We start from the raw sequence: 26,586 nt of genomic DNA, 5'->3' as shown, positions 1-26,586 counted from the left end.
TGGATGCGCAGCATGGTTTCCAGAGGATAGGGTTTTCTACCGCCGCCGGCCTTGGGGTAGAACGGTTCGATCAGCTCCAGCAGGCCTGCCCAGGGCACCACCTGATCCATTTCGGCGAGGAAGCGCTCTCGGCGGGTTTGCTTGCGCTTGCCGGCGTACTCAAAGTCGGAAAAGCTCATCTGGCTCATGGGCGGCTCGGATCAGGTGTTGCGGGGATTCTCGCATAACTGAAGGCTTGTTCGGAGATTCCCTAGGTCATATACAGTTAATTCTTTTTTAAAATCCTGTACTTTACCAACCTCACCCAACTCAAGAAGACTGATTATTTTTTCCACTTCGGCAAGAGCCACATGAAAATCAGGCTTTTCTTTCGATTTATAATCTATAAGGCTTTTGTATATACCTTCGTAAATCTTTAAATACATCCATTGCGAAAACCAAAATCCGCCATTCGCCTTGCTTTTATAAATAGGCTCCAACTTCAAAGAAGCTTTGAAATTAACATATATAGCAAAGGCACCACCGCTGCCCATTTTATTAAGTCTATTATAGGCTTTGAGCATAAGCGTGGTCTTACCGCAACCTCGAGGACCAGTCAGCAGCTTGGCTCCGGCTTGAGTAAGTTTTTTTAAAATAACATCCTCGTTAGGGTGATCACTTGACCATTCAATAAAATCCGATGGAGCAATATATTCGGCTTGCTCGACAAATAAACTATCATTATCCATATTTACATTCCAATCCGAGAGGAGAGGCAGCCTCCCTCGGAGACGCCACGACAAAATTTTCAGCTAAAAAATCAGCAATAAACTTAATATAATTTAATCGGTCAAACCCAGAATGTCACTAATTTTTATAGCAATAATATTGTTATACGGTGGATTTTTTACTCGCATCAACTCAAAAAAGAAGCTCGATACCATCTGCTTCCAACGACGTTAAAAATTCATACTTTCTGAAATACCGCGAGAAGCCATCAATCTTTCACAACCTTAAATGCGACGCTCTGACCAGCCTCTCGGGGGGCTTGACTTAAATCAACCAGTGGTTGATATTTGATTCACTCTCCCACCACAGAGCGAGGCAACACCATGCACACCACAGCAACCCTGCACGTCCACCCAACGTGCGCCAGTAACCGTCGACTGATTGAGCAGCTGCAAGCCACCACCGGCTGCTTGGTCATCCTCCACAACCATAAGCCCCGTCTAGTTCCGCGCAGCAACCGCCCTGCCCCGTTCGATCCGAACAACGGAGGGCGTGCGGCATGAATCGTCTTTCTCTCCCGGACAACACCCTTCGCCTGCTGGCTGCCCAAGTCAATTTGAACGGCACGTTTAACCACACCTGCCGCTTCAAAAACATCAACCAGCCGTGGAGCTTCGCACTCCAGGTTGAGCGCGCACCGACCGGTACGCTCTTTACCATCATCACAGGCACCGAAAAACACAGCCTGACGGTGCACGACACCGATCAGGACACGTGCCGAGTGCTGGCGGACTTCATTGAATGCATCGCCAACGGCTGCATGGACACAGCCGAACCGGCGACACGCCGTGAGAATATGGAGTCTGTCGAACGCGGCCAGTTACTGGATGGCATGCAACACGAGCAGTTGCGCCAATTGGTGCGCAACGGCGGCTCGTTGCTGCTCGATATCGGTTTCGATGAAGACGTACGAGTGGCTGTGCACCGCACTCTTAGCCGTACGGGCATCACGGCGATCATCGTTGCCGGCGACACATGCCCGCGCACCCTCTGTTTTACGGTCTATGGCGACGAGCAACACTGCGTTGATCGGCTGATGCAGTCCCTCACCCACTTGGCAGCGTCGGTGGTTCCCTCCGCGCTCGCCGCTTAGGAGGTGGTATGGAACGCACCCTCGCCAAAGCGGCCGCGCACCTGGGAACAACGCGGCCCAAGCTGATCAAGTTGATGCGCGATAAAGGCTTGCTCAATGACCGTAACTTGCCCGCCTTCCCGGTTCGGGATCGCGAGTTTTTACGGGTCAAGGACAGCAACTGGTTCCACGCTGAACTCGGCATGCAGTACAGCCAGTCGACCCGGGTACGTCAGCCCGGTATCGCTTGGCTGGCCGAGCAGTTAGGCCTGGCTCTTCCAGCAATTCCGGCTGATCACCGTGACGTGGCCTAGGGAATACGCTCGGCAGATCGTGGCCATGCCGACACGCGAGGAGCGCAATGCTGCGCTCCTTGAGGTGCCGGAACATTTGCGCGAGCTGACCAAGCGCCACTGCCTGAACGCCTGGCACCACCCGACCCGTCGCCCACCCAAAACGAGCGCGCCCACCCATGAGTAATGCCAATCAAAGCCCGCTGCGGCTAGTGCCAGCACCGGACGCGGCCACCGTTGAGCTGCTGTATCGCAACTTCGGTGACGTGCTGATCCCCCTAGACAAGCTGCGCGAACAGTACTTTCGCTACCTGAACGAACAGTCATTCATCGCGGAAATCATCAGCGGCCGGATTCAACTGCCGATCACAACACTCGACAGCAGCCGCAAGGCCACCAAGTTTGCCCACATCAAACACGTGGCCGCCCTGATCGACATACGTGCGTACAAGGCGGACGAAGAGATGGGCAAAGCGCACACCGATGCGGCGGAACCGAACAACTGATCCAACGCTGCCACCACCAGCCAAGCACCAGGAGCACACCACATGACTTCGACACAGATCTACGCGCTGATCTTTCTGGCCTTCAACGCGGCCTTTTTGTATTGGACCGGCTACAAAACCGGCCTGGCCGATGGCCGCAAGCATCAACACGGTGCCAGCACCCAGAGGAAAGCGGGATGAAGCCCTCACAGACAAACACCCCAACCGCGCCCGCTTTGCTCTGCATCGATAGCGGGAGCGACACGCCTGTAAAAAACAGTCTCTGTTGCGCAGCAACAGGCGTTATTAAAGCCCTTCGCGCCACTGCGGGAGTGCTTATACCCCACGTAAAGCTGCGCCGGGCAGCGCGTGTTGATGCAACGCTAAACGCTCAAAACCGCCCGCTCGCGCAGCTTGTGGTGGGGTATACGGGCCTTAACACCGTCTGGAAAGGACGCTAATCATGCGCAAAGAACTCATCAAAATCAGCGAGTACCAGCGCCGACGCTGGGGTGAGAACGGAACGCCACTGTGCTCCCAGGCTATTCGTAACTACATACGCAACGGCAAATTGCCCGGAGAGCAGATTGGCTCGCTTTGGTACGTTGACTGGAATGCCCTGAGCAAGTCGGACGGTAACGACTTGGTCGCTATGGTATTGAAAGGAGTTGCCTGATGTCCCCAAGGCCGCGCATTGGTGCGAACAAGCACCTGCCGCAGAACCTGTACTTTGATGCGCGGCGCTCGACTTACCGCTACCGTCGGCCCACCGACGGTAAGTGGTTTCAGTTTGGCACCGACCGAATCAGGGCAATCGACGCCGCTAAACAGCTCAATCTGGAATTCATGCGCGGCGCTGATCTCGTCGGCGCCGTGATGGGCAACACGTCAGGTTCATTTGCTGGTTTTCTGGACAAGTACGAAGCCGAAATTCTGCCTCCCCGAGAGTTGGCCAAGGGGACGCTCGGACTGTACGCCGTTCATTTCAGACGCTTCAGAAGGCATTTTGAGGGCAAGGCAGTCGATCAGATAACCATCCGCATGGTTGCAGAACTACTCGACACCTTGACACCCCGCAGTGCCAATCAAAGCCGCGCGCTGCTGGTAGACATTTTCAACCATGCCGCATCCAAGGGTTTATGCCCTGATAACCCGGCATCAAGCACGATCAACCGTATCGAGAAAAAGCAGCGCAAACGCCATACCGTCGAAGGCCTCAAAGCAATACGAGACGTAGCTCCAGGTTGGCTACGCAACGCCATCGACTTGGCACTGATCACCGCTCAACGGCGCTCGGACATTTTGGACATGCGATTTGATGGCGTCCGGGATGGCTACCTTTACCTGGTGCAAAAGAAGACAGCCAAGGCCAGCGATACTGCGTGGATTCGTTTCAAGGTGACTGACGAATTGCAGGCCGTTATCACGCGTTGCCGTGACAACGTCGCCTCGCCCTTCCTCATCCATCGTAAACCGCGACGACTGCTACAAAAGCAGGCGCAGACTAAAGAGCACTGGACCAAGGTTGAAGATCGGTTTTTGACGCGCTCTTTCAAAGAGGCGCGAGAGCTTGCTGGCTGTTATGCGGATTGGAAAGAAGAGGAAATGCCTGGCTTTCACGAAGTGCGCGCGCTGTCGCTGCACCTGTACAAAAGAGCCGGTAAGGATGGGCAAACAATTGCGGGCCATGCCAGCGAGACCATGACCAAAAACTACCAGAAAGACCACGCCGATGTGATCTGGTCGGATGCGATTCCAGACCTGAATATCAGCGAAATCACCGGATAGTTTTGCGCGCATTTTGCGCCAGTTTTGCGCAAGGCAGAAACGAGAAAGGGAATCAAAGGCCTAAACCCTTGATTCCCTTACAGAATATGGTCGGGACGGAGTGATTCGAACACTCGACCCCTAGCACCCCATGCGTGCTAAGGCTATCGAAACCCTTACAGATCAAGCATTTATGGGGGCACCCACTGCAATCGATGCCCAACAGTGCTTAGTCAGGTTTCACAATTCCCCGCAAAACTCCCTCACGGATTTCAGTTCTGCGGCGACCTGCCGACCTTCTATTAGCATCAGCTCTGACAAAAATACGAATTCACTTGTAGAATCCGCCTCGATATTAATTCGCCCCTGGCATCAGCCAAGAGAAAGGGACTTCATGCTTACTAAAAACACAAATTATCGGCCAGACATTGATGGCCTGCGCGCCATTGCTGTCCTGTCCGTCATCCTTTATCACTTCAAGGTTCCCTTCTTTACGGGCGGTTTCGTTGGGGTTGACGTTTTCTTCGTGATCAGCGGGTATCTCATTACGAAAGGTATCCTTGACAAACAAAAACAGGGTAAATTTGACTTTTCAGATTTTTACTATCGCCGAGTACGCCGTCTAATTCCAGCTTTGCTGGCGACAATTACCGCATGCTACATAGCGGCATTCTTCTTGTACTCGCCTCTTGACTTTAAACAAATGTCAGGATCGACCGTTTACGCACTGATCGGCGCTTCTAATATTTTTTTCTGGCTAGAAAGTGGATATTTTGATTCGGCAGCTGCGGTCAAACCACTCCTTCACACATGGTCACTTAGTGTAGAGATTCAATTTTATATTTTATGGCCGCTCATACTTTTAGCATTAACTAAGCTAACAAAGCATACATTTATCGCAACTGTAGGAATAACCACCTTAGGATGTATTGCAGCAGTATGGTATTTGAATATCGATGCATCCGGGGCATTTTATTTAACCCCCTTTAGATTCAATGAATTTTTATTCGGAGGACTGGTTGTATTTCTTGAGCGCAGCCTTGGAAAAAACATCTCAGACGTTCTTTATGGCTTGGGTCTCGGACTAATCGGATATTCTGTTTTCCTATTCAATAGCGATAGCACTCTTTTCCCAGGTTTATCTGCCATGGTTCCCGCAGCAGGCGCTGCTTTGATGATTCTCGCAGGTTCAAACGCACGACTGGCATTACCCTGCAAATCAGCGATTGCTACTAAAATAGGAGAGAGAAGTTACTCGCTTTATCTGGTTCACTGGCCTATATACGTCTTCACCAGCTACATTCTAATCAGCGGAATTTCTTCATTAGTCACCGCCGGGTTAATCGTAGCAACGTTTATTACCGCCGAACTTTTGTATCAGTTAATTGAAAAGCCTTTCAGAACCCCCCAAAAACCACGATTAACTGGTCTAGGCTTCTCTCTTTCGACCCTCGCCTGCTCTACAGCAATTATTGTAGTTGCCGCTAACAGTTGGGGACAGGGTGGCTGGGACTGGCGCATTCCCGAAGAAATAAGAACCATCACAAAAATCAACAAACCAGAACTCGATACTTATGTATGGGCTTACCATAAATCCTTAGATGCAAAAGCTGGCTTCGACCCTAGCTCAAACAAAGAAAAAATACTAATAATCGGCGACTCCCAAGCTGCCGATATTGCAAATATGTTAAATGAATCCGGCTACACTGCATCCGCAGATGTTGTATCTCGAATTATCGTAACTGACTGCGCGGCTCCCTACATCCCTAACGATGAGTTCGACACCTTCTTCAACAAAGTCAATACACTAACAATACAAAGACCAGAACTAGTCACTCCTTGCGAAGACAAAATAACAAGAGCAGTAAACCAGCAGTTGCTCGACTCGGCAGACAAAGTATTTATTGCATTTCATTGGCAGCCATTTGCCACAGAATACAATCTCCGAGGGATACAAAAAATAACCACCATGACAAATGCAAAAGTTTTCGTTTTTGGAAGAAAAAACTTATCGAAAAGCAGTATCGACATTGTCACTGCGCTTGGCCGAACTTCAGGACTAAGCCACTATGCAGCCTCATTCAAGAATGAAGGAACACAACAAATAAACAACGCCTTATCCAAAATAGAAGGCACTACATTTATTGACATGATGAAAGTTACATGCCCTGAAAATGATAGCTGCGCAGTATTAACACAAAACAACAAGCCTATATTTTTTGATCCGGCTCATCTTACAAAAGACGGCGCTATGTTTCTTGGTTCTAAGCTTGTTGCTGAATTAGGCGGAAGATAGCCAGCCGACTGTTCCTGCTGACTTCATAGCAAATCTGAATGTCAGCAGGTTTTCAGCGACTTAAAATCTCGCAAAAAATTACGTCGCAGGCGCAACATGACTAACATACATATTCGCCCAATCAACTCCCAATATATTTGAGCTCCCCGTTGTTAGTCGCACCCAGCCTAAGAGGGTCATATTCGATGCAGCAATTAACATAGGTGTATCCCGACTAACAACGTCACCAGCAAACCATGTGCCCTCAGTTGGCATGGTGGGATAGTTATTTACCTCGGGCACGGATAGACGTCGAAACCCTGCCCCGCACAGAGACACTCGGTTCCCATGCGTTGGGTAGCCATTTAAGTTACCACCCACCAGACGAACACCACTGAACGTCATTAAGTCTGAAGGTTCATTAAACACTGCATAGTTTCCTAGGGTGCCGGCCTTAGGACAGTCAACCTCATAAGTAACATCCTCCTGAATAACGCCCACTCTTAGAAATCTACGAAGATGAAGAGCCCTAGTTCCAGCCGCGCCGCTACGACCGCGGATTTTTATATTACTACGAGACACATACACAGACTGGCACGCGGAACCATCGTAGTTTGAAGCCTTCAAATCAAGCGTTAGATCTACCACTCGTGCCTCAACAGCAAGTCGCGCACCATAAGTCCCACCCGACCCGCTATGATCAACTTCGCAATCAATCACGTTATCAATACCAAGCGTAGAGCAATTGATGAAACCGCCATTCCTGAACATTACACACGAGCCTTTTGCGCGAACCCCACTACAATTACGAAACGATACTGGCAAAACATTTTCCGACATTAGGGTCGATTCGATGCAATAAGAATCAAATGTGATGCTCGATACATTACCACCGAGCACAGAACGTGACTGGCCTATAACCTGAAGTCCAAAATTGCCAGCGGTTCGAATTTCAACTTTTCCAATATGGACGTTTTTTACAGTTTGAAAGTCTGCATTAGGTTCAATATCGAAACCACCCGGCTGACGAACTCCACCAACCAAGGCACCTACTTTATTGGTTCGAAACACGTCAATGTCGATGTTATGACCCGCGATAATAGACATTCCGTTTCGACCATCGTCGTCACTGTTTTCGACATCAAAAACACCAAAGTGCAAATTATCACAAGTCTTAGATTCAGTTTGGTGTTCCTTTTGACCGATATAAATTGCATCTCCGCGAATTTCGCGAGCCTTAAATCTAGGGCAAGCAAAATTGGTTATACCGGCCAGTCGCACGTTAAAGGCATGCTCTTGGTCTGGCTGTAGCGCTCGGTTCCCGTGCCCCTTGTAGTCCAACTGAACGCCGTTGCAGTCACGAATACCTAGACCAACCCAGGCCAGCATAAAGTTTGCAGGCTTGTTAGCTGGGCGAACGCCCAGAACATGCTCCCCTGCGAAAACTATTTCAGTGCTGTCGTACGCTGCGCCGTCAAGAACAACGCCAGCGAAAAGGAATCGCGACCCTTTATCGAACACAATGGTGCGGCCTTTGTTCTTGTCGATAAAGTGCTGCGCCAATGCGCTTTCGTCGGTAACGCCATCGCCGCGAAGTCCGTATGTAAGCGCGCTTGAACGCCCGCCACCGATCAAGACAAAGCAGCCCGAGCCATTCTGCTGCGTCTCTCCTACTCCCCGCATAAAGTCTATTTGAGGCACGTCACTGGTATAGGGCACAGTCGGACTGATAAACCTTCCACCGTCATGAAGAGACTTTTGTGCAGACGGCCACCAGATATAGTGGGCGCCCCCCTTATTCAATCCTGTATGCCAACTGACTGTTCTAACCACTTGGCTTGTATCTAGTGCTGTCGAAAGCAATGCTCGCACCGATACGACATTGACTGTCGCGCGTCCTATCAATGCTGCGCCCTTGCTAGGATCAATAGGATTGGACATATCCTGAACTGTATAAGGAAGACCATCCGGCCCGCGATAAAAGACATTGGAAGCCAAGTTTGGATTACCTGTCATCCCGCCAATCACATCCCCAACGTAGCGCTGCGTCCAAACCTTGGTTGACGCATCCTGAGCCTCTACAGGGTCTTGTACCGAAGCAATCCGGCGATTCTCGGCATAGAAATAGTCTCGTCCAAACGGGCGGGTCAGTGCACGTCTGAAGATTGCAAAGCCTTGTTGAATCAACATTGTCAGCCGGTCAAACACATCCTCGTGGGTCTCGGCCAAGAACTTGCCTTGGTTGCGCAATGAGGTCTGCTGATAGGCTTCCATGTCGCGCGAGACGATCAGTTGTCCTGGGCCTGCCAAGGCAGATGCGGTGAGTACACTCCCGCCATTTTCATTGCCAGCGCCCGCGACCGTGTAATGGGTCCCCATGACCAAATCCGAACTGGTGCCTTCTGGACTGATGTACGTAACCACCAAATCCTTGCTTTCCAAAAACTTGAAATAAAACGGGAAGCTCTTTGTCACCCCGTTGGTTACGAACTCGGCAACGCTGTTAATCGTGCTGACAGTCACGGTGGATATTCCTTTTCTGTGGACGAAAAAAAACCCGCACATGGCGGGCTCCGGTCATTGGGGGGGCTATTCAGTTATCGAGGGCGGCGCCAAGGTCTGGCGCGCGGTCTGGTGTGAACTCTCCAGGCTCCCACCAGTAGCTTTGTCCGAACTCGCGCTGGGCGCGGCGCTGCATCCGGCTGAGGTAGCCGGGCGAGAAGTACTCCTGCATCTGGTGAAAGATCAGGTGGTCAGTGGCTGCTTTGGTGTACCAAAGGTTGGCGCCCGGGATGTGGCCTTTGGTCAGGCGAATCAGGCTTGCCCCTACCGTCGAGGCATCTTCCTTCTCAACGGCACTCGCTGTCTGCCCTCTCAAGTTGAACAGCGCCTCCACATCGCCCGCCAGCGGCCCGCCGAATGCAGCCAAGGCAGACGTGCCGCCTTGGGTGGTATTGGAAAACAGGAAGTCTCCGTAGAGTGATAGCGCGCCACCTTTCAGCATTGCAGCCACGCCGAAGCGCAAGCCGGGCACGCCGCCCAGCCCGTCGTCCAGCATGTTTTTAGGGTCTCGACCGCTGGCTATCTCGTTGAGCTGGAGTGCAACGGCACCCAACACCGTAGTGCTGGCGAATAACGAGGCCATGTATCCGGCCTTGCCCCACCCTGTTTGCTGAGCCAGGGCGCGCCGAAAGTGCTTGGAGATCATGGAAACCGAGAAGGATTTGAACTGCCAGAAGCTGCGCATGATCTCGCCGCCCCACTCCCCCCGCTTGTTGTTGCCATGCATGAAGGCGCGTTCCCGCGCACCTGGTGCAGGAATGGCCATGGCCGTTTCGTCCAGCACGGTGCCAAGCAAACGGGTGGCCGCCTGATCGCGCAGACGATCACCGGAAACACCGAACTTGGCCGACACCGCCGCAAGGTCTGCATCTGTCAGGCGGTAAACACTGCCTGCCGTCAGCACCGTATCCCCGGCGCCGCGCCAATCTTCCGGCTGAGCAGCACGCCAAACCGCCCAATCCTGTTCGCTGATCCCGGCCCGCTCCATGCGGCTACGGTCACCCGCTTCAAGCTTGGCCAGAGAGTCAGCATTGCGGGTCAGGTGGCCGAGGGTGTCCATCATCACCGCACCGAAGGCGCGCCGGTTGCCGCCGTCTAAAGCGTTCATCCCCGACGCCTGTAACACTTTGGTGGCTGCGGTCTGCGACCATTTAGACGCGCGCCCCGCCACCTCTGCATCGACCCCAAGCCCATCTGTTCCCCAGCGACCCAGGCTCCCAATCAACTGATCGATACCAAGCCCGGCCCGCATGGCAATGCGCCGATGAGTTGGGTCGGCCGGATTGAGCATGCGCGCCTCGTTGGCGAACATTTGCATCACAGGCATGCCATTTATCTTGGCAGTCAAAGCCATGGTGCCCTGATCGCTAAGGCCTGTGATAACAGCCGAGCCCAGCTTGCCCGCCACGTTGGTGGCCCTGTAGGTGTCAAATGCGTTTGCAATCGCTGCCGAGGCGGGAGGTTCGCGCGTGCCGGCCACTTCGGTGTAGAGGTTTTGCAGTCGCCTTGCTTGCCGATCCAACTTGCTTTTACGCCCCGGGTTCGCGGTCAGTGCGTCCTTAAGTCCGGTTTCAGCGAAATACTTCATGGCGTTGTTCGGATTAGGACCCAGGGTCTCGACCAGCGCAATGTCCCGCGCAGCACGGTCAATGTGGCCAAACATCAGATCCATTAGGTTGCGATCACCGTACTTGTCCTGAGCCGCCAGATAAGCATCTGCATCCTTATAGTGGATCTGGCGGGACTCACTGCCACGGTTTGCACGCATCCCCCCGCCTGTCACCCGGCCCGGTTCGATCTTGTTTACGCCGCCCGTCGCCACGGTCTGCCATGCATGCTCAAAGAAGTCATGAAGCTCGGCATCGGACATGCGCGAACCGTCTTCTTTGAAATACTTTGACCGGTTGGCCCACTGCACATGGTCCGCAACCCAACCGTCCTTGTTTCTGGCCACCTTCACCTGTGAATGGCTACGCGGTATCGACCAGTCGTCAAGGCGCCCAACATCCCCACCGGCACGGTTGAAGCGATCACGCAGGCGTTCGGACACATCATGGAATTGTTTGGCTGCAACCTTTGCTTCTGGCACGCCACTGTCTTGCCCGTGCAGTTCGCGCACCATTGCGGTGGTGCCCTCACGATTGGCAAACAGACCCAGCATTCGGCCGCGTGTCAGGTCGATGGCGTCCAGCATGCTGGACATAGCCTCAGAGCGGATACCGTTGGCGGCGGACTCAATTGAGAAAACTCCCGAACCGTCAGACGCAAACGCCAGCATGCGATCCAAGGCCTTCAACGGATCGTCCGGAAACTGCTTCATCAGATTGGACACGCGGTCATGGGCCAGAATGGTCAGAGCCGTGCGTTGCTTGTTCTTTGCTGCCTCGGCTTGCAATTCGCGCGCTGCGTTTTGCGCGGCTTGCGTCAACCGATCCGCTGCTGTGAGCGATTGCCATGCAGCAGGATTAGCCTGAGCGCTTTGACGCATATTGCGAGCGATGCGCGCCTCAATATCTTTTATTTCGGGCTGCGTCAGGCTGCGGCCAATGGCTGCCTGGACGGCCTTTATGCATTCCTTTTTCATCAGTTCCCGAACCTCAGCGCGCACACGGCGGCAGCAAGAAAGCCTTTGGAGTCATTTTTGGCTCGCGCGATATCAGCATCTGCCCGATTCAACAAGTCGCGCGCAGATAGGGTCGCAACGGAACCGTCTTCATTGATCAGGCCTGTGGGGATTTGCACGTCGCGTTCACCTGACAAGATTGAATTCATCAAATCAGGTAACGCTTGATCTATGTTTGCCAGAGGGTCGGCGATAGATTCCGGTACCGGCGCATACTCACTTGGCGTGGCTGCGGCCTGCTCAGGTAGAGGCGAAGCATCGGGGCGCGCCGATGCGGCACCATCGACAAGTGGCTCCGGGCTCGTACTTCGAGCTGGAGCAGGAGCGGTCGCTTCTTCATCGCTAACCCGTACCGTTGGCTCTTCGACCGTATGCCGGGCCTGACGAAGAAGGGTTTCAAGTTCTTTGCCCGCCAGCTTCATCAGCGCCGCACCGTGATCGGGTGAGACACCACGGGCAAGCGCACTTCGCCGGAAACCACTTTCCATTTCTTCGGCGCGCTGCTGCACGTGCGGTTCAAGGCGAGCTGGGATTTCGCCGCGGCTGATCTGGGCAAGTTCAGCACCAGCACGTTCAGCGGCACGGTTGCCAGCCAGAGACAACTCAATTTCATCCGATCGGGATTGGGCCGCCTGGCGCTGTTCGGCGACGCTGTCGCGTGTCGCCCGCTCCGCTTGCTTTCGTGTCATGCCTTGGCGTTGAAAGCTCTTTGCAGTATCACGATACGTCGCGTCGAGCCCGTCAAGACTGCGCTTCAAGCTATCCAGCTCAGTGCGCAGATCTTTGACGTTGGGAAGCCCCGCTGCCGCTATAGGCTCAAGCTCAGCCCGTGCCGTGGAGAACACTTCTTGTTCGGCCTGCTTTCGCAAGAACTGCTTTTCAGGCCCAATCCGGTCACTGCGTATAAAAGTGGCGCCATCCATCAGCGCTCCGACATTAACCGGTTCGCCACGACCGAGCTGGGCAATGGCCTGATCCAGGGCGTTCTGGTGTGCAACGCTCGAACGGGGATCGGTGGGAGTTCCAGGTGCAGTACCGTTTTGATGGTGCAGGCCATTGTTAGCAGCCAGACCTGCGTCAACATCAGCAGCAGCGGGCCGAAACCCACGACCGACTCCCCAGAACGCCGCACCCAATACCGCATCAACCATAATGCCCGTGCCGTCCAATGCCCTGTACTGTTGGGCCTGTTGGGTATAGCCATTCGCCTCAAGCAATGCAGCCGTTCCGCCGCGAGAGGCAACCCCCAGCCCAACGTTGGCCGCCGTGGTCGCGGCGAGGTCAGGCAGCACTGACTTCATGATGCGGGCGGCGGGCAGCACTGCACCAATGCTGTAGGTGGCAGCGTCAATCAAGCCTTTTACCCTTGCGGTGCCCGGATCGATGCCCTCTGATTCTGCGACGATCTCACCGCTGTATCCGGCTGGACCACCGGCCGCTATGGCTCCACCTATTGGGCCAGCCGCTACGAATCCGCCCACCGTACGAGGAATAACAGCCGAGACCTCGCTAATGATCTGCGCTGCCAAACCGGACGTTTCAGCCGATGGGCGCAAGCTGGTGATGAGCGCTGCGTTTGCTGCGGACTGATCTTCTCGAAACGTTCGCTCCGACTCAGTCACATTTGGTTCGCCCCCATTACGCGGTTCCGGCAAAAGAATGCTTGCTGCCGTGTCGAGGCCAGCTATCCACAGATTGTTAAAGCCAGCCTGGATCGAACCAGCCGTCTCAAAGGAACCACGCGCAAGCCCGCTGCCCACCGCATCAAGCCCGCCATCCCAGAAGCCGGGCTCCGGGGATGTAGTCGCGGGATTCTGTGCTGCCTCCTGCTCCAATGCCCGCTGATCATTGAACGCCAAATCACCGACAAAGCTCATTGGTTCGCCTCATTCACATTGATCATCAGGGGTTTGCCATCGGCGCCATATTTGAACTGTTGGCCCTGCATAACGTAGTACACGCCATCCTTGTACTGGCGCAGGCTGAAGGCGCTGGCCAAGGCCTGATCCTGGTCCGACATGCCTTGAGCTTTCATGGTATTGACCAGTTGGTCGCGAGCGACCTGTTCGAACTTGTCTCCGGCCATCCCCCACGGCGCCAAGGTGCTGGTGCCGTTGAAGTCCACCACCTCACCTACTGACGCCTTGATTGCATCTTTCATTTGGCGGCTGTTTACCTCCCCGGAAATATCACCCCGCTGCGCCGCCGCCCCCGTGTAATAAGCCTTTGTGGCCTGCATGGCCAGTTCATAAGCCTGCGGCTGCCCAGCAAATACATCGCCCATTGCGCTGCTGAAAGCGGTCTGAAAATCGGCTTGCTTGGGAAGCGGGAAGCTTTTCGGCGATCCGTCTTCACCTTTCTGGATTTTCGAACGGTTCAGGATGCTTTCACCCACCATCATGGTCTTGGCCACGTCGCCGGACGTCGTTTCAACATTTGGGGAGAACCATTTCTTTTGCAGCGTCATGCTGCGCTGTTTGCCCGCAATCAAGCCGGTCAGGGCCCGCACGGGCGAGTCAGGTGCTATCTGCTGCATGGCGCCTGCATAGGCTTTGTCATCGCCCAGCCCCGCGTGCAACCGAGCAAACAGATTGCTTTGATCGTCAGGCGACATGCCCTCAAGCTGGGCACTGATTTGCCTGGCCTCTTGTGGCAGCAAAGGTTTCATGGCCACAGTGGCGCCGAACTTCTGCTGCATTCCCTGAATGGCCGCCAGACGGTCCCCGAGAATCGTGGGGGCATCATCCGAGTTCAGGTCGAGCGGTTGCACATCCCCGCCAAGACGTTGCCGGAAATAATCGAGCGGCGCGTTGTTCATCATTTTTGCGGATGAGTCCACGGCGCGCGCCAGCCTGTTTAGATTGGCAGCGTCCGCCACGGTGCCACCCTTCTGCTGAAGCTCGGCGGTTTTCTCATTGATTAACGACACCTGCTGATCGATGGGCAGACGCAACACCTTCTGCGTCTCAACCTCCTGAGTGACACGCTGATTGAACTCAGCCTGCGCCGGAGTGCCCCGAACACTGCTTGCCCAGGTGTTCCACATTTCAGGAGTGGCCGGGATGCCGCTGGATATCTGAGCATCGATCTTGCTCAGGGTGCGCTCAGCTTTGGCCTCAGCCCGTAACTGGGCCATCTCGGCTTTCTGTTGAATGCGGTCAATCTTGGTTTCGATCATCCCGCCAACGCGCACCAAGTCATCAGCGCTCATTGATCCCTGGTATTCCTTGAGCCGTTTTTGCGCAACAAAGGGATCATCTGTGGCTTGACGCTGAAGCACGTCGGCATAGATCGAACTTTTGACTTTGAGCTTCTGCGCTTCAAGCAGCTCAGGGGCCACGCCATTGCGCTGACCTTCAGAAGACAAAACCGCATCTATCTGGGTCAGTGAGCGGTTGATTTGCTCGGGGTTCTGATAGTTGAGTACTGCAGATTGGCTCGCGGTCGAAAGAAAGCCCTTTGCCTGATCCGACTTGTACTGATCTATTTCCTTAAATTCGTACTTTTGCAGGTTGCCGGAATAGCTCTGGCGCTGGCCTGCTGAGTACGCGTCCCACTTAATGCGCTGCTCGTCAGTACTCAAGCTGTTTCGGATCTCAACAGCCTGCTTGTCGAACGCCTCAAGCCGAGTCTGGGCAATGCCAATGGCTGCGCCGCCCTTGGTGGCATACACCCCGGATTCAGGGTTAAACAGATCATTGTTCTGGTAATCGCCCAGCTTGGTTGCCGCCCCCTGAAGCACGGCGGCGTTGGTTTCAGCCCGCTGCTTATCCGCCAGAATCTGAGCACCGCGCTCAAAGCTCTCAAGGCCGCGAACAATCGAGGTGGTATCAGGTGCAACGCCCTGCAACTGAACCGGGCGGGTGACCTGTTGCTGCACCTGCGGGCTGTCGTACGTCGGGACGCGCGCCATTACTTGCCTCCTGCGTATGAGCCAAAGGCCTTGCCCAGACCGCCAAGTATGGACCCCGTAGCCGCTGTCTTGCCGTTGCGGACAGTCTGGCCAGCGTTGCTAATGTCCTGCTGCGCCTGAACGCGGTAACCGTAGGCCTCACGCGCGGCGTTGTTCTGGATGGTCAGGGCGTCCAGCTCGCCGAGCATGGCGGTGTCGTCCTGGAGCTGTGCCGAACTGCCGCTGTTCACATCGATTCCATTGGCGGCCTGCACACTGCGCTGGGTGCCGATGGCTTGGCCCGCCTTCACACGCTGCCAGTCCGCAGCGGTATCCCCGGCATTGATGGTCTCGTCGGCGGTTCGGTTTTTGAAGTCGGCGTTTTGTTTCATAAGACCGGCCTGATACGAAGCATCCTCAGTCTGGCCCTTCGCTTGCAGCAGGCTGCCGCCAATGGCGATCGCAGCCGGAATTAATGCCATCCAGCACATAATCAGCTCTCTCGATTCAGGGTAAAGGGGTGAAACAGGAAGCGTCGGGGACCGTATGGAACTGCTGGGCCAAACTCGAAACCGAGCCACTTAAGCCAGCGAATGGCCACGGTGTTGCGCACATCGACGTAGTTGAGCAGGTGCTTATGGCGGGTCAGCATGGCCTGTACCTCTGGCTTGCAGATCTTAAGAAATGCGCGAGCATGACGCTCAACGTGCACCGTACTGATAAGCCAGGGCACGCCAACCGAACCAAGCAGGCTGTGCACCGCATCCCCAAAGACCGCGACAACTTGCCCACCGACTACGATTTTTTTGACGTTAAGACTGCCGCGCAGGGCTTCGTAAAGCGCTTGACCCATAGGGATGCCTAACGCTTCGGTGATTTCGTCTATGTCCGCCTGGCGCACGATGCTGGCAATGGCCGGCACTTCTTCGACCGATACCGGTAAAACCTCAGCGCCCGCCAATGGTCACCTCCGGAATCACAGCCAGCACCGACAGCGGCAGCGGATCTGCCTGACGGATAAAGATCCGACCGTTACCTTCCCACTTGTTGGAAATTGGGATTTCAGCGCGCCCCGTCAGCAGGTCGATAGGCTGCTCGTAGGTCTCACGTTCGAACTTGTTTTCGTACAAATGAGCCTTGTCGGTACCGGCAAAAATCCCCCGAGACTCTTCAACCAACACCGTCAACGAGGTGACGGCAATCTTCTTGTCGAGCACGGTTTCGTTGGCGTTTTTCAGCTCAAGGTCGAGGGTTTCCATGTCGGAAAAATACTGCAACCCTGCGTGCACAATCCCCGCAGGCTCTTGCAGGGTAATTGCCCCGTTCACCACTTCCCGCCGGGGATGGACGCTGCCGTCAGCCAGGATAGAAACCGTCTTGCCTTCAAGGTGGTCCAAACCTTTGAGGGTTTGAACCTGCCGAGCCCACGTCGATCTGGGCATGTTGCGTAACGATTCAGGGCAGATGACCAACAATTTGACGCTGACATGGTTGGCGCTGTGAAACTCGACCACCTCAACGCGCACAATGTCGGTGCTGTCGTCTCCGTTTTCGTCGATGACGGCGGCGCTGAGTGAGTATTCAACCCCCACGCTTTTGGCGGTAAAAGGCTCATGCCCCACGGCGTTCAGGGCTACGACCTCGGGAAACTGCCAGTTATCACCACCGGCCAGTGTCATGGCTTTAGTGGTATCGGCGTTGCGACCGTCATAGGTCAGACCGGAATCGACAAAGAACGCATCTTCAATCGACTTGATCTGGCGGCTGGCCATGCGCTCGATGTAGCGCTTTACCACACCCTTTATGGTGCGGCGTACCACCATATAAAGCGCGTCTTCTTGCCCCTCTGGAATGCAGGCAATGGATTCAACAAAGCCGTCCGTGTCATGCCAGTGCCAACCGACAAGCTGTTGCTTGGGGTTGTAGGTCAGGCCCAGCAAAATGCCGTCATCGCGGACGTACCAGACAATCGAGTCAGGGATCTTCTGGTACGCCACATTGGTCAGCTCGCGCCCACGGAAAAGATGCGCGCTGAAAATGGTCAGATCGTCAGCCGCGAAGCCATCAGCATCCAGCGAATAACCAAACGATGACACCCGATTACCACGCGCCTGCACGTACACGGCGCTGTTGCCCACCACCACGGGCGGCACCAATGCAGAACCGTCATACCCTTCCTGACTCGCCTGAATGGTTTTGGCGGTAAGCCCCGTGTCGGCACCGGAGAAGGTCCACTCGCCGCCCGACGTCAAACCGAGTAGCTTGCGCAGGCCCAGCAGGTGACGCATACGGTTCACCTCGCGGCTGGCAATGGTGAAGGTGATTGCGTCGTCGTCCTTGTTCGGGATTGAGAAGCCGAAGTTTTTGAACAGTCCGGTTTTGCTCATCCACACCGTTTGCGGGTTCAGATTGCTACCGGCAAACACCAGGCGCTGCTGGTAATAGCCAACGGCACCTGGGTAGTTACCCTCGCCCACAAACGGATCGTTGCCGTTAGGCGGAGTGTCAGTCTTAACCGCCGTGATATTTTGGTCGGTGAACGTGGTGCCTGCCGCGCGACCGATAAAGCCGTAGATCCCGGCGCCAGCATTGTCTTTATAAATGATGTAGTAAGTGGCCCCTGCAACAGCCGCCCAGGTGATCGTGCCCGCGGCTGTGTCCGCAAAGCTCTCGATGCTGTTCGAGGTGACAGGCAACGATTCATCCAGGGTGTTTCCGTCATCCAGCACGGCCGTCACCTGATAGCGCCATGTTTGCTTAACCCCAGCACCACCAGCACTAACCGCCGTTGCGGTTGCTGGCGCCACAATGCGTGGCGCCAAGCTTATTTCGGCGGTTGTCCAGTTGTCGTGGGCCAACCGACTTAACTCACGAGGCTTGTAGCCTGGATGGGCGAACGTCATCACGTCCGCCGACTGCGTGTAGTTCAGTTGATCCAGATCGGCCTGTGTGTAGGGCAATGCCAGTTCAAAGGGTTGCCCCATCTTTGGCCCTGCGCTGGCCAGCACCTGTCCGCCGTCCTTGATCACCCGCATGTTCAGGTCGCCAAATGCCAGCACGTACGTCTGTACATCGTTGAACTGAAACGGGATCAGCCGGCAACGCTTGGTCGAATCCTTGACCTCGCACACAAACTCAGTGCCTGGGCGGTTACGCACACCGCCGTAAGGCATGACCATAAAGTTACGGCAGAGCTTGAGGCCGGTGTAGTAACGGGCGATATCGGTACGTGCACTGGCGGATGGCGACAGCTCACCCGCCGCAAACGTAGGCTGGAGGACACTGCTCATGAGCGCACCGTAATGAATTCAGATTCAGGCTCTGGATCGTCCTGAGACTCTTGGAAAGCGGAACCCTCAGCGATGGTGAGAGCCTGTCTGTACTGCTGGGCTGCAAACTGCTGCAAGTCCGGCTTGGAGCTGAGCGGCAACGCCAGCTCCATCGCCAGCCGCCAAGCCAGCGCGTCAGCAAACTGCGGATCAAAGAACGTGGAGTCTTCGACCTTAAATGTGAAGCGGCATACAGCTTCGGGTTGGTCGGTGTGAATCACGCGGCCGCCGGGGTCATAACCAATCAGGAACGGGATTTGCTGGTCACTGCGTAATGCACGGCGCCACCCGGGTTGCACAATGTTGCGCACCTTCAAGCAGTCGGCCGGGTATCGGTAGCGGAACGCCCACCCCGGCGCCTGGCTACCAATGTCAGCCAGTGCAACAATCGATTCCGCGAAGGGCCAAGGGAACGCCTGTAACACCTGCTCACGCAGCGACGAGTAGAAGACGCGGCACAATTCGGCCGCTTTGCTTCGCTCGGTGAATGAAACAATCGGCTGGGTGTAAGCAACGCGCGACAAGGCGATGTTGCATATCTCGACGTCGCTGGACATTCGGGAACCTCAAGAATGAGAAAAGGCCCCGAAGGGCCTTAGAGGTGTAACTGTGGGGTTAAGCGTCTGGCAGATTACCAGTGCTATTGCCGTCTGCGGGCGCGCCGCTTTCAGTGCTCGGCGGAACAATTGGGCCTTCTGACGCCGGGGTCTGGGCGTTGATCGGCTCGCCACCTGCATTCAAGCGATCAGCTTCGGTGTCAGCCTCTGCCTTTGAACCCATGAAACTGCCAGCCACGTTACCGGCGGCGTCCTTGACCACGAACTTGCCACCACCTGTACGAGCTGAGGCGTAGCCAATTTGAGGTGACGCCAGGGTCTGGGCGTTGATCGGAGCGGCGGCGCGAGCAGCCCCCACCAACTTGAGGTTGCCGCCCGGACTATCAATTTCGAGGGTGACGTGCTCGCCTGGCTCGTAGAGGCGACCATTGATAAATGATCGCTCCAGTACTTCATAAGGCTTAGACATTGGTCTGCACTCCAGCAACCACGCCGGCAGTGATCTTGCCCGCCGTTGGGGCGGTGCCGGTCACGGTGTAATTAACGCGCAGATAGCGTTTTGTCTTCTGCGGCAAGGTGATGACAGGCGTCTGATAACCGAGTTTTAGATCTGCCAACGGCACAACGATCTGATACAGCGACCGAGCAGTGCCGAAGCCTGAGCTGTCATCGGTTTGCAGATCGATGGTGAGGTTGGTCAGGGTGTTGAACGATTCAACAACCTGAATCACCAGCGGGATATCACCAGCGCGGCCCACGTCCTTGCTGTCGCCGCGATCAATGATATCTGTCGATGCCGCCGAGGCTGTGATCGCCTGGGCGTTCGACATGAGCAGCTTTGCGTCAAAAAGCATGGTGGTCTCTCCGGAATGGGGAAAACCACGCAGTCGTTAGACTACGCGGGCTTCGGTGTTAAGGATGGCGTCAATGCGCTTGATCGGGATGCCCAAGAACTCTGGAATCTTCTTACCGGCGTATTCACCGATAGTGAGGTTCACGTTTTTAGAGTTCATGGCCTGTTTGTGCAGCCAGGACTGAATGGTGCGGTTGGCGTAAATGACCGTGCGACCCTCGCCCTGCTCCGGATTGTCGATGCGGTACATTGCATCAATCATCAGGTCGATAATGTTCGCGCCGGTAGCGCCGTCACGGGTGAGCGCGGTGACGTCGATGTTCGCGATACGGGCGTTAGCACGCCAGTCACGTACCGACATGCCAATGTCCCACTTGAAGTGGTCGCGGTAGGCCTCAAAGTCGCCACCGTTTTCGGCGCGGGCAGTTTGCTGGCCGAGGAACTTATGCTGGAAACCAGCAACAGAGCCTTTCGGATACAGCAGGTGGGTGGTCATCTCGCCCCAGGTAACGAACCAGATTGAGGTGTTGGTCGATCCGGTACCGCCCGCATCAACGATGTTGGCGCCAGATTCGGCGCTCTTGTCGTTGTAGCGTGGCGCAAGACCAAGGAACGCCTGCGGTTCTGACTGGGTGTTGCCGTAGATCATGTAGCGAGCCGCTTTGTTGTTGAAACCTTGCAGCTTGGCCATGTTTTCAGAGGTACGGAAAGCATCGGCATTGCCGCTGAGGTCCGCCAGCGCCTTATCGACCAAACCGTAATCTTCCATCATGCCGGTGGTATCAAGCACCGGTACGGTTTGGGATTTGCTTGGCTGAATGCCTTGGTTGAACATCCGCCATGTGGGCTCAGGAATGCCCGAACGCATGGTGGTCTTATGCTTGGAGCCGTCGTTGCACTCCTGATACTCAGCATCCATGAGGATGTCGTTTCGCTTTGCCATCAGCTCAACGATCTTCATGACCTTTTTCGAGCTGTCTTCGCGACTGAATTTATCAATCAGCGTTGGCATGGTTGAAGTCAAAATGCCCATCTGTGTCTCTCCTACGGTTTATGAATGCCTTAGCTGAAGGCTTCAACAATGCTCATTTCTTTGGGGGCGTTGCTTTGGCTGCCCGGCATGACGAACTTGTCTTCCGAGATAGCCGCACTGATGCGGTGGCAAAACTTGAACAACGCCGGGTGATTGCCCAGCCCGGAGTCGTTGAGCAGTTCGGTGAGGGCTGGGTCGCCAAAGGACTGAATGACCTTGATTGCGCTGGCCACACTCTTGTCGTAGTTCTCTCCGCCTAACTCAGGGTCGTTCTTGACCTCGGCGGCCCACTTCTGCCCTTGCGCCACAACGGCCTGCTGGTACGCGTCGGCCTGCTTGGCCACCAGAGTGGTTTGCAGGTCGATGAGCTTTTGCGCCGCTTCCTGCGGAATGTTCAATTCCTTGGCCAGCCCCTTGAAGGCGTCCAGAGTGCCCACGTCCATGTCGATGCCTTCGGGCAGGGTGAAGTCCGTGTAGGCCTCCGGCGCTCCTGTGGGCTTGGCGGCATCAGCCTCTTTCTTGGTTGCGGCCGCTGCATCAGCTTCTTGCTGAATCTGCTCGGGGGTTTTGGTTTCTGTCGCGCCCGCCGCTGGTGCAGTTGCGGGAGCGGTCGGGGTCAGCACGGTAGTTTCAGTGGTACCCGCCGCAGGCGCTGCCGGAGCGGGTGCAGCAGCAGGGCCACCAGCGCCATCGCCGACCGCCTCATTCATCAGCACAAAGCCCATCAACTTCATAAAACGGTTCATTCATCAGTCTCCAAAGGTTGATCTTCAAGCGGCTGCGGGGCGTTCTCGGACGCCATGACGGCGTACATCGCTGGGCACAGCTCATTGATCTGGCTCAAAAGAAAAAGGCCAGCATTGCGCTGGCCTTCGTTGTAATTGGTCACGGCATCCGTGGGCCCAATTGAGGACTGGAACAGCCGGAGCCGCCCCATCGTTCGCCACATGAAGCGGCGCCCCCGGTGATCACTCATCAGCCAACGGAAGTCAGCTATGTTCTGTAGCTCCTGCTCTGTGGGCTTTTCCTGTTCGTCGTCCATCACATCGCCCCTGCTAACTGAGTGAGCGCGTTATTGCTGCCTGTGTCGGTCTGGCTCAGCAGTTGCGCGCCCTGAATGGCCGTGCCCATCTGTTGTTCGATCTGCGCCTGCTGATTGGCTTGCTCGCGTTGCTGGCGAATCGCATTAACCGCATCATCGGAGCGCACCAGGGTGGGTGGCACACTGACGGCCTTGAAGTACTCGCGCAGGGCGTTGTCGGTGTCGAGCAGGTCAAGTGATGAGGGATCTTGCTTGATGTTGGCCACAGTGCCCGCGAAGCCAATGGCACGCTCGATACTGGAGCCTTCAATAGCCCGCTGGGCCTGCGCCAGAATGCTGGTGTATTCAATACGCAGATCCAGCCCTCCCAGCTCTTTGGGCGGCGGTGGCAGCAATGGGTTACCGGGCAACAACCCCATCCATCGCGGCAACGACTGCTCAACCATCAGGTGGAACACCTGGTCAACACACGGGTCAAGCAGGTCATCATTCTGGCGCTCAAGCACAGGCCCGAGCATAAGCATCTTTTCTTCCTTGCGAGTGGCGATTTCGTAGGCCGTCCGGACGCTGTCCATTTGGCTGATCATCAGGAACAAATCGACGAAGAACGCGCTGTCGGCAATCTGTTCCTCTGCGGCAATCTCGCCACGCAACTGACTGATCCAACCCGGATCAACCTCATACAGAGGCGCAAACTTGGCCCCTACCTGCATGTCATTGAGGTAGGTGATGCTGCCCGGCAAGATTGACGCGCGCTGATTTTGGAGGCTGGTGGGTGCGCCCATTGGCGGACGGACACCCTTCTCGATCATCTCAGCCTTGCGCCGCTCCATCAGTTGCAAGGCCTTGCTAGAGCCAATGCACATAGAGCCTGGCCCGGTGCCGTAAACATCTTCGCCGAGAACATCCCAGCGCGGCGCCATGACCGGGAATTCCTGAAAGCCAGACTGACGCAGCACCTTGTCGCTGTCGCCGCCCTTCTCCCAGTAGACAGAGCGATAGCTCATGTTCTGGTTGTCTTTGCGGCCTGATTCACGCTGGTCGTTCGGCTCGGTCGCATGGCAGATATCAATCCACGCTTCGGAGTTGGAATTGAGCAAGCCTTGGGCGGTGGTGCTCATTGCCGCCTTGCCGAACTGCTGTTCCATCTGCCGAGCCGTCATGCGGAACTCACGGTACAGCGTGTCGACCTGCCCCCGGTCGCTGTTGGCGATCATGTAGCTGCCAACCGTGAACGGGTAAAAACGCACCGTATCGCGCTCATCCGGCAGCGCCGCCATAGCTGCGGTACCGAAAACACCTTCTTCGCCGTACACGGTGGGCAGGACGTTGTAGAGGTTTGACCGGGCCATAACCTCACGCATGGCCTTCTCGACCGCGTAAAGCCATTCCTTGACCGGGCCAAACTGCATCAGGCCGGGGTCAGGGGTGCCCAGCTTGAACCACGGTGACGCCGGGCTGGTCATGCCGCTGTGCATACCAGCAGCCAGGGTGCGAGCCGCAAACGAGGCACGTGGGTTGATGATCTTCTTGTCGCGGCGCTTGCCTTGGTTCACGTCCGAGGTATTGAAGCGACCAGCCCGAGGCATGATGAAGTCACTGAGTTCGCGCCATTCAGGCAGCCAGTTACTGTCGCGTTCACTTTTGAGCCGCGCCAGCCGCTTATCGAGCTGAGAACGCAGGGAGTCGGCCAACTTACACCCCCAACAGAGTTTTCTGGCTGGTGTTGGCTGAGCCAAGCACGCCAGACGCACCCGTCAAGATGGTGCTGCCCTGACCGGACTGAGCGAGACGGCGCTTGCGCTCAGCCTCCACTGCCGCCTGAACCGAATCGCTTGCGGTTGTAGGTGCGGCTTCGGCACTGCCCGTTGCAGCAGCCGCCGGAGCGGGCTTGTCATCTGCAATCAAGTCCAGCGACGTGGGCAAACCTGCCTTTTTAAACAGGTCCAGCGGGTCACTGATCTTGTGCAGGGGTTTGATGATTTTTCCAAGTGCGCTGCCACACATGTTCATTACTCCGCATAGGGGTCGTAGTCAGATTCGAGACCGTTGTGGGCTCCGCCACCGCCGTAATTGCGATATTGGCTTTTCATCACCGGCATGGCGTAGGTCAGCGCAAGGGCGTCACCATCGTCGGGAGAGATGCCCAAACGTTTCTTGATAGCGTCTTTCTTTTCCAGTGCGATCTGGTCGCTACCGTTATGCGTGTACTGCGGCGAAGTAAGCTCGGCCTCAAGCTCCGTTGACAGATCAATAGCCAGGCCAGCTCGCAATCCTTCACGCATCAACCACCACATATAGGTGCGCATGTTGGCGTAATGCCGATCAGGCGCCGCACTGGCGAAGTTAACGTCGATGATCACCACGGCCGGCATCAACCGGCGCAGCTGGTCGGCCACCGGCCCACCAACGCCTGTCGAATCCACAAACACAGCATCCGGGCGCTGTTCCTGCACAACGGTGCAGACCTTGGCGATAAACAGCGTGGTGTCGCGGGTTTCACTGCCCGGAATTTTGATTGCAGGTATTGACCGAGAGTCGAGCCCGCGGCGAAAGCGAATCACGTTGTTGTCCGCTCCGCCTCGCGCAATGTCGATTCCGCATATCAACGCGTCATCCATGCCGTACACAGGGTCACGCCGCATTGCTTCGGCAACCCAGTCAGTTGGGATCAGTTGCAATTCAGAAGCCCTCGGGAACATGCCGCGAACACGAATTCGAAAGAAGTCACTGTCTTCCCCGTAGTCCGCTTCCCACTTGGCGATTTGAGTTTTGTTGGTGCCTTCAACTGTTCGGCTGTCAACCTGCCGGTGGCTCCAGCGGTGCTTATATCGGGTGAAACACTCGCGGAAACGCCCCGTTGTTTTGGTCGGGTTGCCGAAAGCTGCCCAAATGATTTCGGTGTTTTCATCGGTGAGAGCACCTTCTGCCACCTCCCACACCAGATCGGCAATAGCTGAGGCTTCATCAAAGATCAGAAGAAGGCGTTTGCCTTCGTTGTGCAGACCAGCGAACGCCTCGGTATTGCTCTCAGACCAGGGCACGGCGTCGATTCGCCAGTTCTTTTCGTGCTCTGGATCGGTACTGATCAGGGCAGTAGCCGTCAGTCGAAACCAATGGGACGTGATGGAAAGTCGGTTCCACTTCGCGACCTCTGGCCACGTCTTGGTACGCAATTGCGTTTCCGTGTTGGCCGTAACCACGCCACGCGTATCGACACCAGTATCAACCGCCCACTTGATGATCCAAGACACCAGTGCCGATTTGCCGATACCGTGACCACTGGCCACAGCCTCGTGAATGACTTCGCCCAGGTCCTTGGCGCCAGCCCTGAGTTTCTTGCCTATCGAGTCGAGAACCTCCACCTGCCAAGGTCGAGGGCCTGATTTGTTTGCCAGCTCGGTGCCGGGTTCGCCCCATGGGAAGGCGTACCAGACATAACCCAGCGGGTCATGCGCAAACGAAAGAATGTCCTCGACCAGTTGCTGTTCAAGATCAATCTGAGCGTGTGCGTTCACGTGCTTTGGCCATCCGCTGGGAAAGAGAGAGGGTGACGTCAACAGCCACCTGCTCGCGGAAGGCGTTCACATTTACGTGCTTGCCGAGCAGCTCAAGGTTCTTGACCTTGTCCGGCCATTTGATTTTTTTCATCAGGCCGACCAGGTCTCGCTCCTTGCCGACTCCTTCGAACATCTCGGCGATATCGAACCCAGACAACGATTGGCGCCAGACTTTGGGCCACTTTGAAAGAGGCTTGATCGACATGTCGTCGTCCAGAATGTCGAGCAGATCCATCTGATCAATCTCAGTCAGGCGGTTGAGCACGTAGTCCGCATCCACCTGCGTGCGCTGATTGCGGGCTTCCTTTGCCTCATTGATCGCGGCAAGGATTTCAGGCCGCAGCATGAGCTGGTACGCCTGATCCTTGGCGCCCTTTACGGCATACCCTGCCCGGATCGCAGCCTGTGCGGCGTTCAGGTCAATTAAGTACTCCACGATGAATCGTTGTTGCTTTGCGGTGAGGGCCATATGTCA

General features: G+C 55.6%; 27 protein-coding genes. 8 read left to right on the top strand and 19 right to left on the bottom strand.

Annotated elements, in window-relative coordinates:
* Together HBN61_RS07505 and HBN61_RS07500 are read right to left on the bottom strand one after the other, a co-directional pair.
* The coding region (locus tag HBN61_RS07505; protein WP_524539063.1) for a transposase at positions 1 to 188 on the bottom strand (188 nt) is incomplete at its 3' end.
* 12 nt (positions 189 to 200) lie between these two features.
* Positions 201 to 728, bottom strand: a complete 528-nt coding sequence (locus HBN61_RS07500) for an ORC-CDC6 family AAA ATPase (RefSeq protein WP_170046461.1) — start codon at positions 726 to 728, stop codon at positions 201 to 203.
* 539 nt (positions 729 to 1,267) lie between these two features.
* Here HBN61_RS07500 and HBN61_RS07495 point away from each other — a divergent pair.
* From HBN61_RS07495 to HBN61_RS07460, 8 genes are all read left to right on the top strand, one after another.
* Positions 1,268 to 1,861, top strand: a complete 594-nt coding sequence (locus tag HBN61_RS07495) for a hypothetical protein (protein WP_170046460.1) — start codon at positions 1,268 to 1,270, stop codon at positions 1,859 to 1,861.
* An 8-nt stretch (positions 1,862 to 1,869) separates the two neighbouring features.
* Positions 1,870 to 2,154, top strand: coding sequence for a phage antirepressor KilAC domain-containing protein (locus HBN61_RS07490; protein WP_170046459.1), 285 nt, complete (start codon positions 1,870 to 1,872; stop codon positions 2,152 to 2,154).
* A gap of 25 nt (positions 2,155 to 2,179) precedes the next feature.
* Positions 2,180 to 2,320, top strand: a complete 141-nt coding sequence (locus HBN61_RS07485) for a hypothetical protein (RefSeq protein ID WP_169907767.1) — start codon at positions 2,180 to 2,182, stop codon at positions 2,318 to 2,320.
* The gene (locus tag HBN61_RS07480; protein ID WP_169837211.1) at positions 2,313 to 2,639 is read left to right on the top strand and encodes a pyocin activator PrtN family protein; all 327 of its coding nucleotides are present in this window, start codon (positions 2,313 to 2,315) and stop codon (positions 2,637 to 2,639) included. Before HBN61_RS07485 ends, HBN61_RS07480 begins: the two co-directional genes overlap by 8 nt.
* A 42-nt stretch (positions 2,640 to 2,681) precedes the next feature.
* The gene (locus HBN61_RS07475) at positions 2,682 to 2,819 is read left to right on the top strand and encodes a hypothetical protein (RefSeq protein ID WP_170046458.1); all 138 of its coding nucleotides are present in this window, start codon (positions 2,682 to 2,684) and stop codon (positions 2,817 to 2,819) included.
* A gap of 262 nt (positions 2,820 to 3,081) precedes the next feature.
* Positions 3,082 to 3,294, top strand: a complete 213-nt coding sequence (locus tag HBN61_RS07470) for a hypothetical protein (RefSeq protein WP_120265971.1) — start codon at positions 3,082 to 3,084, stop codon at positions 3,292 to 3,294.
* Positions 3,294 to 4,406 (top strand): tyrosine-type recombinase/integrase, encoded by a 1,113-nt coding sequence (locus tag HBN61_RS07465; protein WP_169895298.1) that lies wholly within the window; start codon positions 3,294 to 3,296, stop codon positions 4,404 to 4,406. The genes HBN61_RS07470 and HBN61_RS07465 overlap by 1 nt, the downstream gene beginning before the upstream one ends.
* A gap of 130 nt (positions 4,407 to 4,536) precedes the next feature.
* A complete protein-coding gene (locus tag HBN61_RS07460; protein ID WP_170046457.1) occupies positions 4,537 to 6,681 on the top strand; it encodes an acyltransferase family protein in 2,145 nt (714 codons plus the stop codon).
* 78 nt (positions 6,682 to 6,759) lie between these two features.
* Here the strand turns inward: HBN61_RS07460 and HBN61_RS07455 are convergent, their stop codons facing one another.
* The 17 genes from HBN61_RS07455 to HBN61_RS07375 form a co-directional block, all read right to left on the bottom strand.
* Positions 6,760 to 9,183 carry a hypothetical protein gene (locus HBN61_RS07455; RefSeq protein WP_170046456.1) on the bottom strand — a complete coding sequence of 808 codons (2,424 nt, stop codon included), beginning with the start codon at positions 9,181 to 9,183 and terminating at the stop codon, positions 6,760 to 6,762.
* Between the two features lie 70 nt (positions 9,184 to 9,253).
* Positions 9,254 to 11,806 (bottom strand): hypothetical protein, encoded by a 2,553-nt coding sequence (locus HBN61_RS07450; RefSeq protein ID WP_097192771.1) that lies wholly within the window; start codon positions 11,804 to 11,806, stop codon positions 9,254 to 9,256.
* Positions 11,806 to 13,722, bottom strand: coding sequence for a hypothetical protein (locus tag HBN61_RS07445; protein ID WP_170046455.1), 1,917 nt, complete (start codon positions 13,720 to 13,722; stop codon positions 11,806 to 11,808). Before HBN61_RS07445 ends, HBN61_RS07450 begins: the two co-directional genes overlap by 1 nt.
* Positions 13,719 to 15,758 (bottom strand): hypothetical protein, encoded by a 2,040-nt coding sequence (locus tag HBN61_RS07440; RefSeq protein ID WP_170046454.1) that lies wholly within the window; start codon positions 15,756 to 15,758, stop codon positions 13,719 to 13,721. The genes HBN61_RS07445 and HBN61_RS07440 overlap by 4 nt, the downstream gene beginning before the upstream one ends.
* A complete protein-coding gene (locus tag HBN61_RS07435) occupies positions 15,758 to 16,219 on the bottom strand; it encodes a hypothetical protein (protein WP_139056684.1) in 462 nt (153 codons plus the stop codon). Before HBN61_RS07435 ends, HBN61_RS07440 begins: the two co-directional genes overlap by 1 nt.
* Before the next feature lie 11 nt (positions 16,220 to 16,230).
* The gene (locus HBN61_RS07430) at positions 16,231 to 16,698 is read right to left on the bottom strand and encodes a hypothetical protein (RefSeq protein ID WP_170046453.1); all 468 of its coding nucleotides are present in this window, start codon (positions 16,696 to 16,698) and stop codon (positions 16,231 to 16,233) included.
* Positions 16,685 to 19,027 carry a phage tail protein gene (locus HBN61_RS07425; RefSeq protein ID WP_169862581.1) on the bottom strand — a complete coding sequence of 781 codons (2,343 nt, stop codon included), beginning with the start codon at positions 19,025 to 19,027 and terminating at the stop codon, positions 16,685 to 16,687. Before HBN61_RS07425 ends, HBN61_RS07430 begins: the two co-directional genes overlap by 14 nt.
* Positions 19,024 to 19,623 carry a phage connector family protein gene (locus HBN61_RS07420; protein WP_097192777.1) on the bottom strand — a complete coding sequence of 200 codons (600 nt, stop codon included), beginning with the start codon at positions 19,621 to 19,623 and terminating at the stop codon, positions 19,024 to 19,026. The genes HBN61_RS07425 and HBN61_RS07420 overlap by 4 nt, the downstream gene beginning before the upstream one ends.
* Before the next feature lie 58 nt (positions 19,624 to 19,681).
* Positions 19,682 to 20,092: a hypothetical protein gene (locus HBN61_RS07415; RefSeq protein WP_047277548.1), complete on the bottom strand. Its 411-nt coding sequence runs from the start codon at positions 20,090 to 20,092 to the stop codon at positions 19,682 to 19,684.
* The gene (locus tag HBN61_RS07410; RefSeq protein WP_047277550.1) at positions 20,085 to 20,477 is read right to left on the bottom strand and encodes a Bbp16 family capsid cement protein; all 393 of its coding nucleotides are present in this window, start codon (positions 20,475 to 20,477) and stop codon (positions 20,085 to 20,087) included. Before HBN61_RS07410 ends, HBN61_RS07415 begins: the two co-directional genes overlap by 8 nt.
* Positions 20,478 to 20,513: 36 nt before the next feature.
* Positions 20,514 to 21,509, bottom strand: coding sequence for a major capsid protein (locus HBN61_RS07405; RefSeq protein ID WP_097192780.1), 996 nt, complete (start codon positions 21,507 to 21,509; stop codon positions 20,514 to 20,516).
* Between the two features lie 29 nt (positions 21,510 to 21,538).
* On the bottom strand, positions 21,539 to 22,255 hold the full coding sequence (locus HBN61_RS07400; protein WP_052893301.1) for a hypothetical protein: 717 nt from the start codon (positions 22,253 to 22,255) through the stop codon (positions 21,539 to 21,541).
* Positions 22,252 to 22,551: a Bbp19 family protein gene (locus HBN61_RS07395; protein WP_047277554.1), complete on the bottom strand. Its 300-nt coding sequence runs from the start codon at positions 22,549 to 22,551 to the stop codon at positions 22,252 to 22,254. The genes HBN61_RS07400 and HBN61_RS07395 overlap by 4 nt, the downstream gene beginning before the upstream one ends.
* A complete protein-coding gene (locus HBN61_RS07390) occupies positions 22,551 to 24,245 on the bottom strand; it encodes a portal protein (RefSeq protein WP_170046452.1) in 1,695 nt (564 codons plus the stop codon). The genes HBN61_RS07395 and HBN61_RS07390 overlap by 1 nt, the downstream gene beginning before the upstream one ends.
* Before the next feature lies 1 nt (position 24,246).
* Positions 24,247 to 24,558, bottom strand: a complete 312-nt coding sequence (locus HBN61_RS07385; RefSeq protein WP_139056685.1) for a hypothetical protein — start codon at positions 24,556 to 24,558, stop codon at positions 24,247 to 24,249.
* A 5-nt stretch (positions 24,559 to 24,563) separates the two neighbouring features.
* Positions 24,564 to 26,069 carry a terminase gene (locus tag HBN61_RS07380; protein WP_170046451.1) on the bottom strand — a complete coding sequence of 502 codons (1,506 nt, stop codon included), beginning with the start codon at positions 26,067 to 26,069 and terminating at the stop codon, positions 24,564 to 24,566.
* Positions 26,047 to 26,580 (bottom strand): terminase small subunit, encoded by a 534-nt coding sequence (locus tag HBN61_RS07375; RefSeq protein ID WP_170046450.1) that lies wholly within the window; start codon positions 26,578 to 26,580, stop codon positions 26,047 to 26,049. Before HBN61_RS07375 ends, HBN61_RS07380 begins: the two co-directional genes overlap by 23 nt.
* Positions 26,581 to 26,586 lie beyond the last annotated feature (6 nt).

The organism is Pseudomonas sp. WS 5071 (assembly GCF_012985765.1).
GTDB lineage: Bacteria > Pseudomonadota > Gammaproteobacteria > Pseudomonadales > Pseudomonadaceae > Aquipseudomonas > Aquipseudomonas lundensis_A.
Note: the sequence above shows the minus strand (reverse complement) of the source record. Positions and strands in the feature narration are given on the sequence as shown.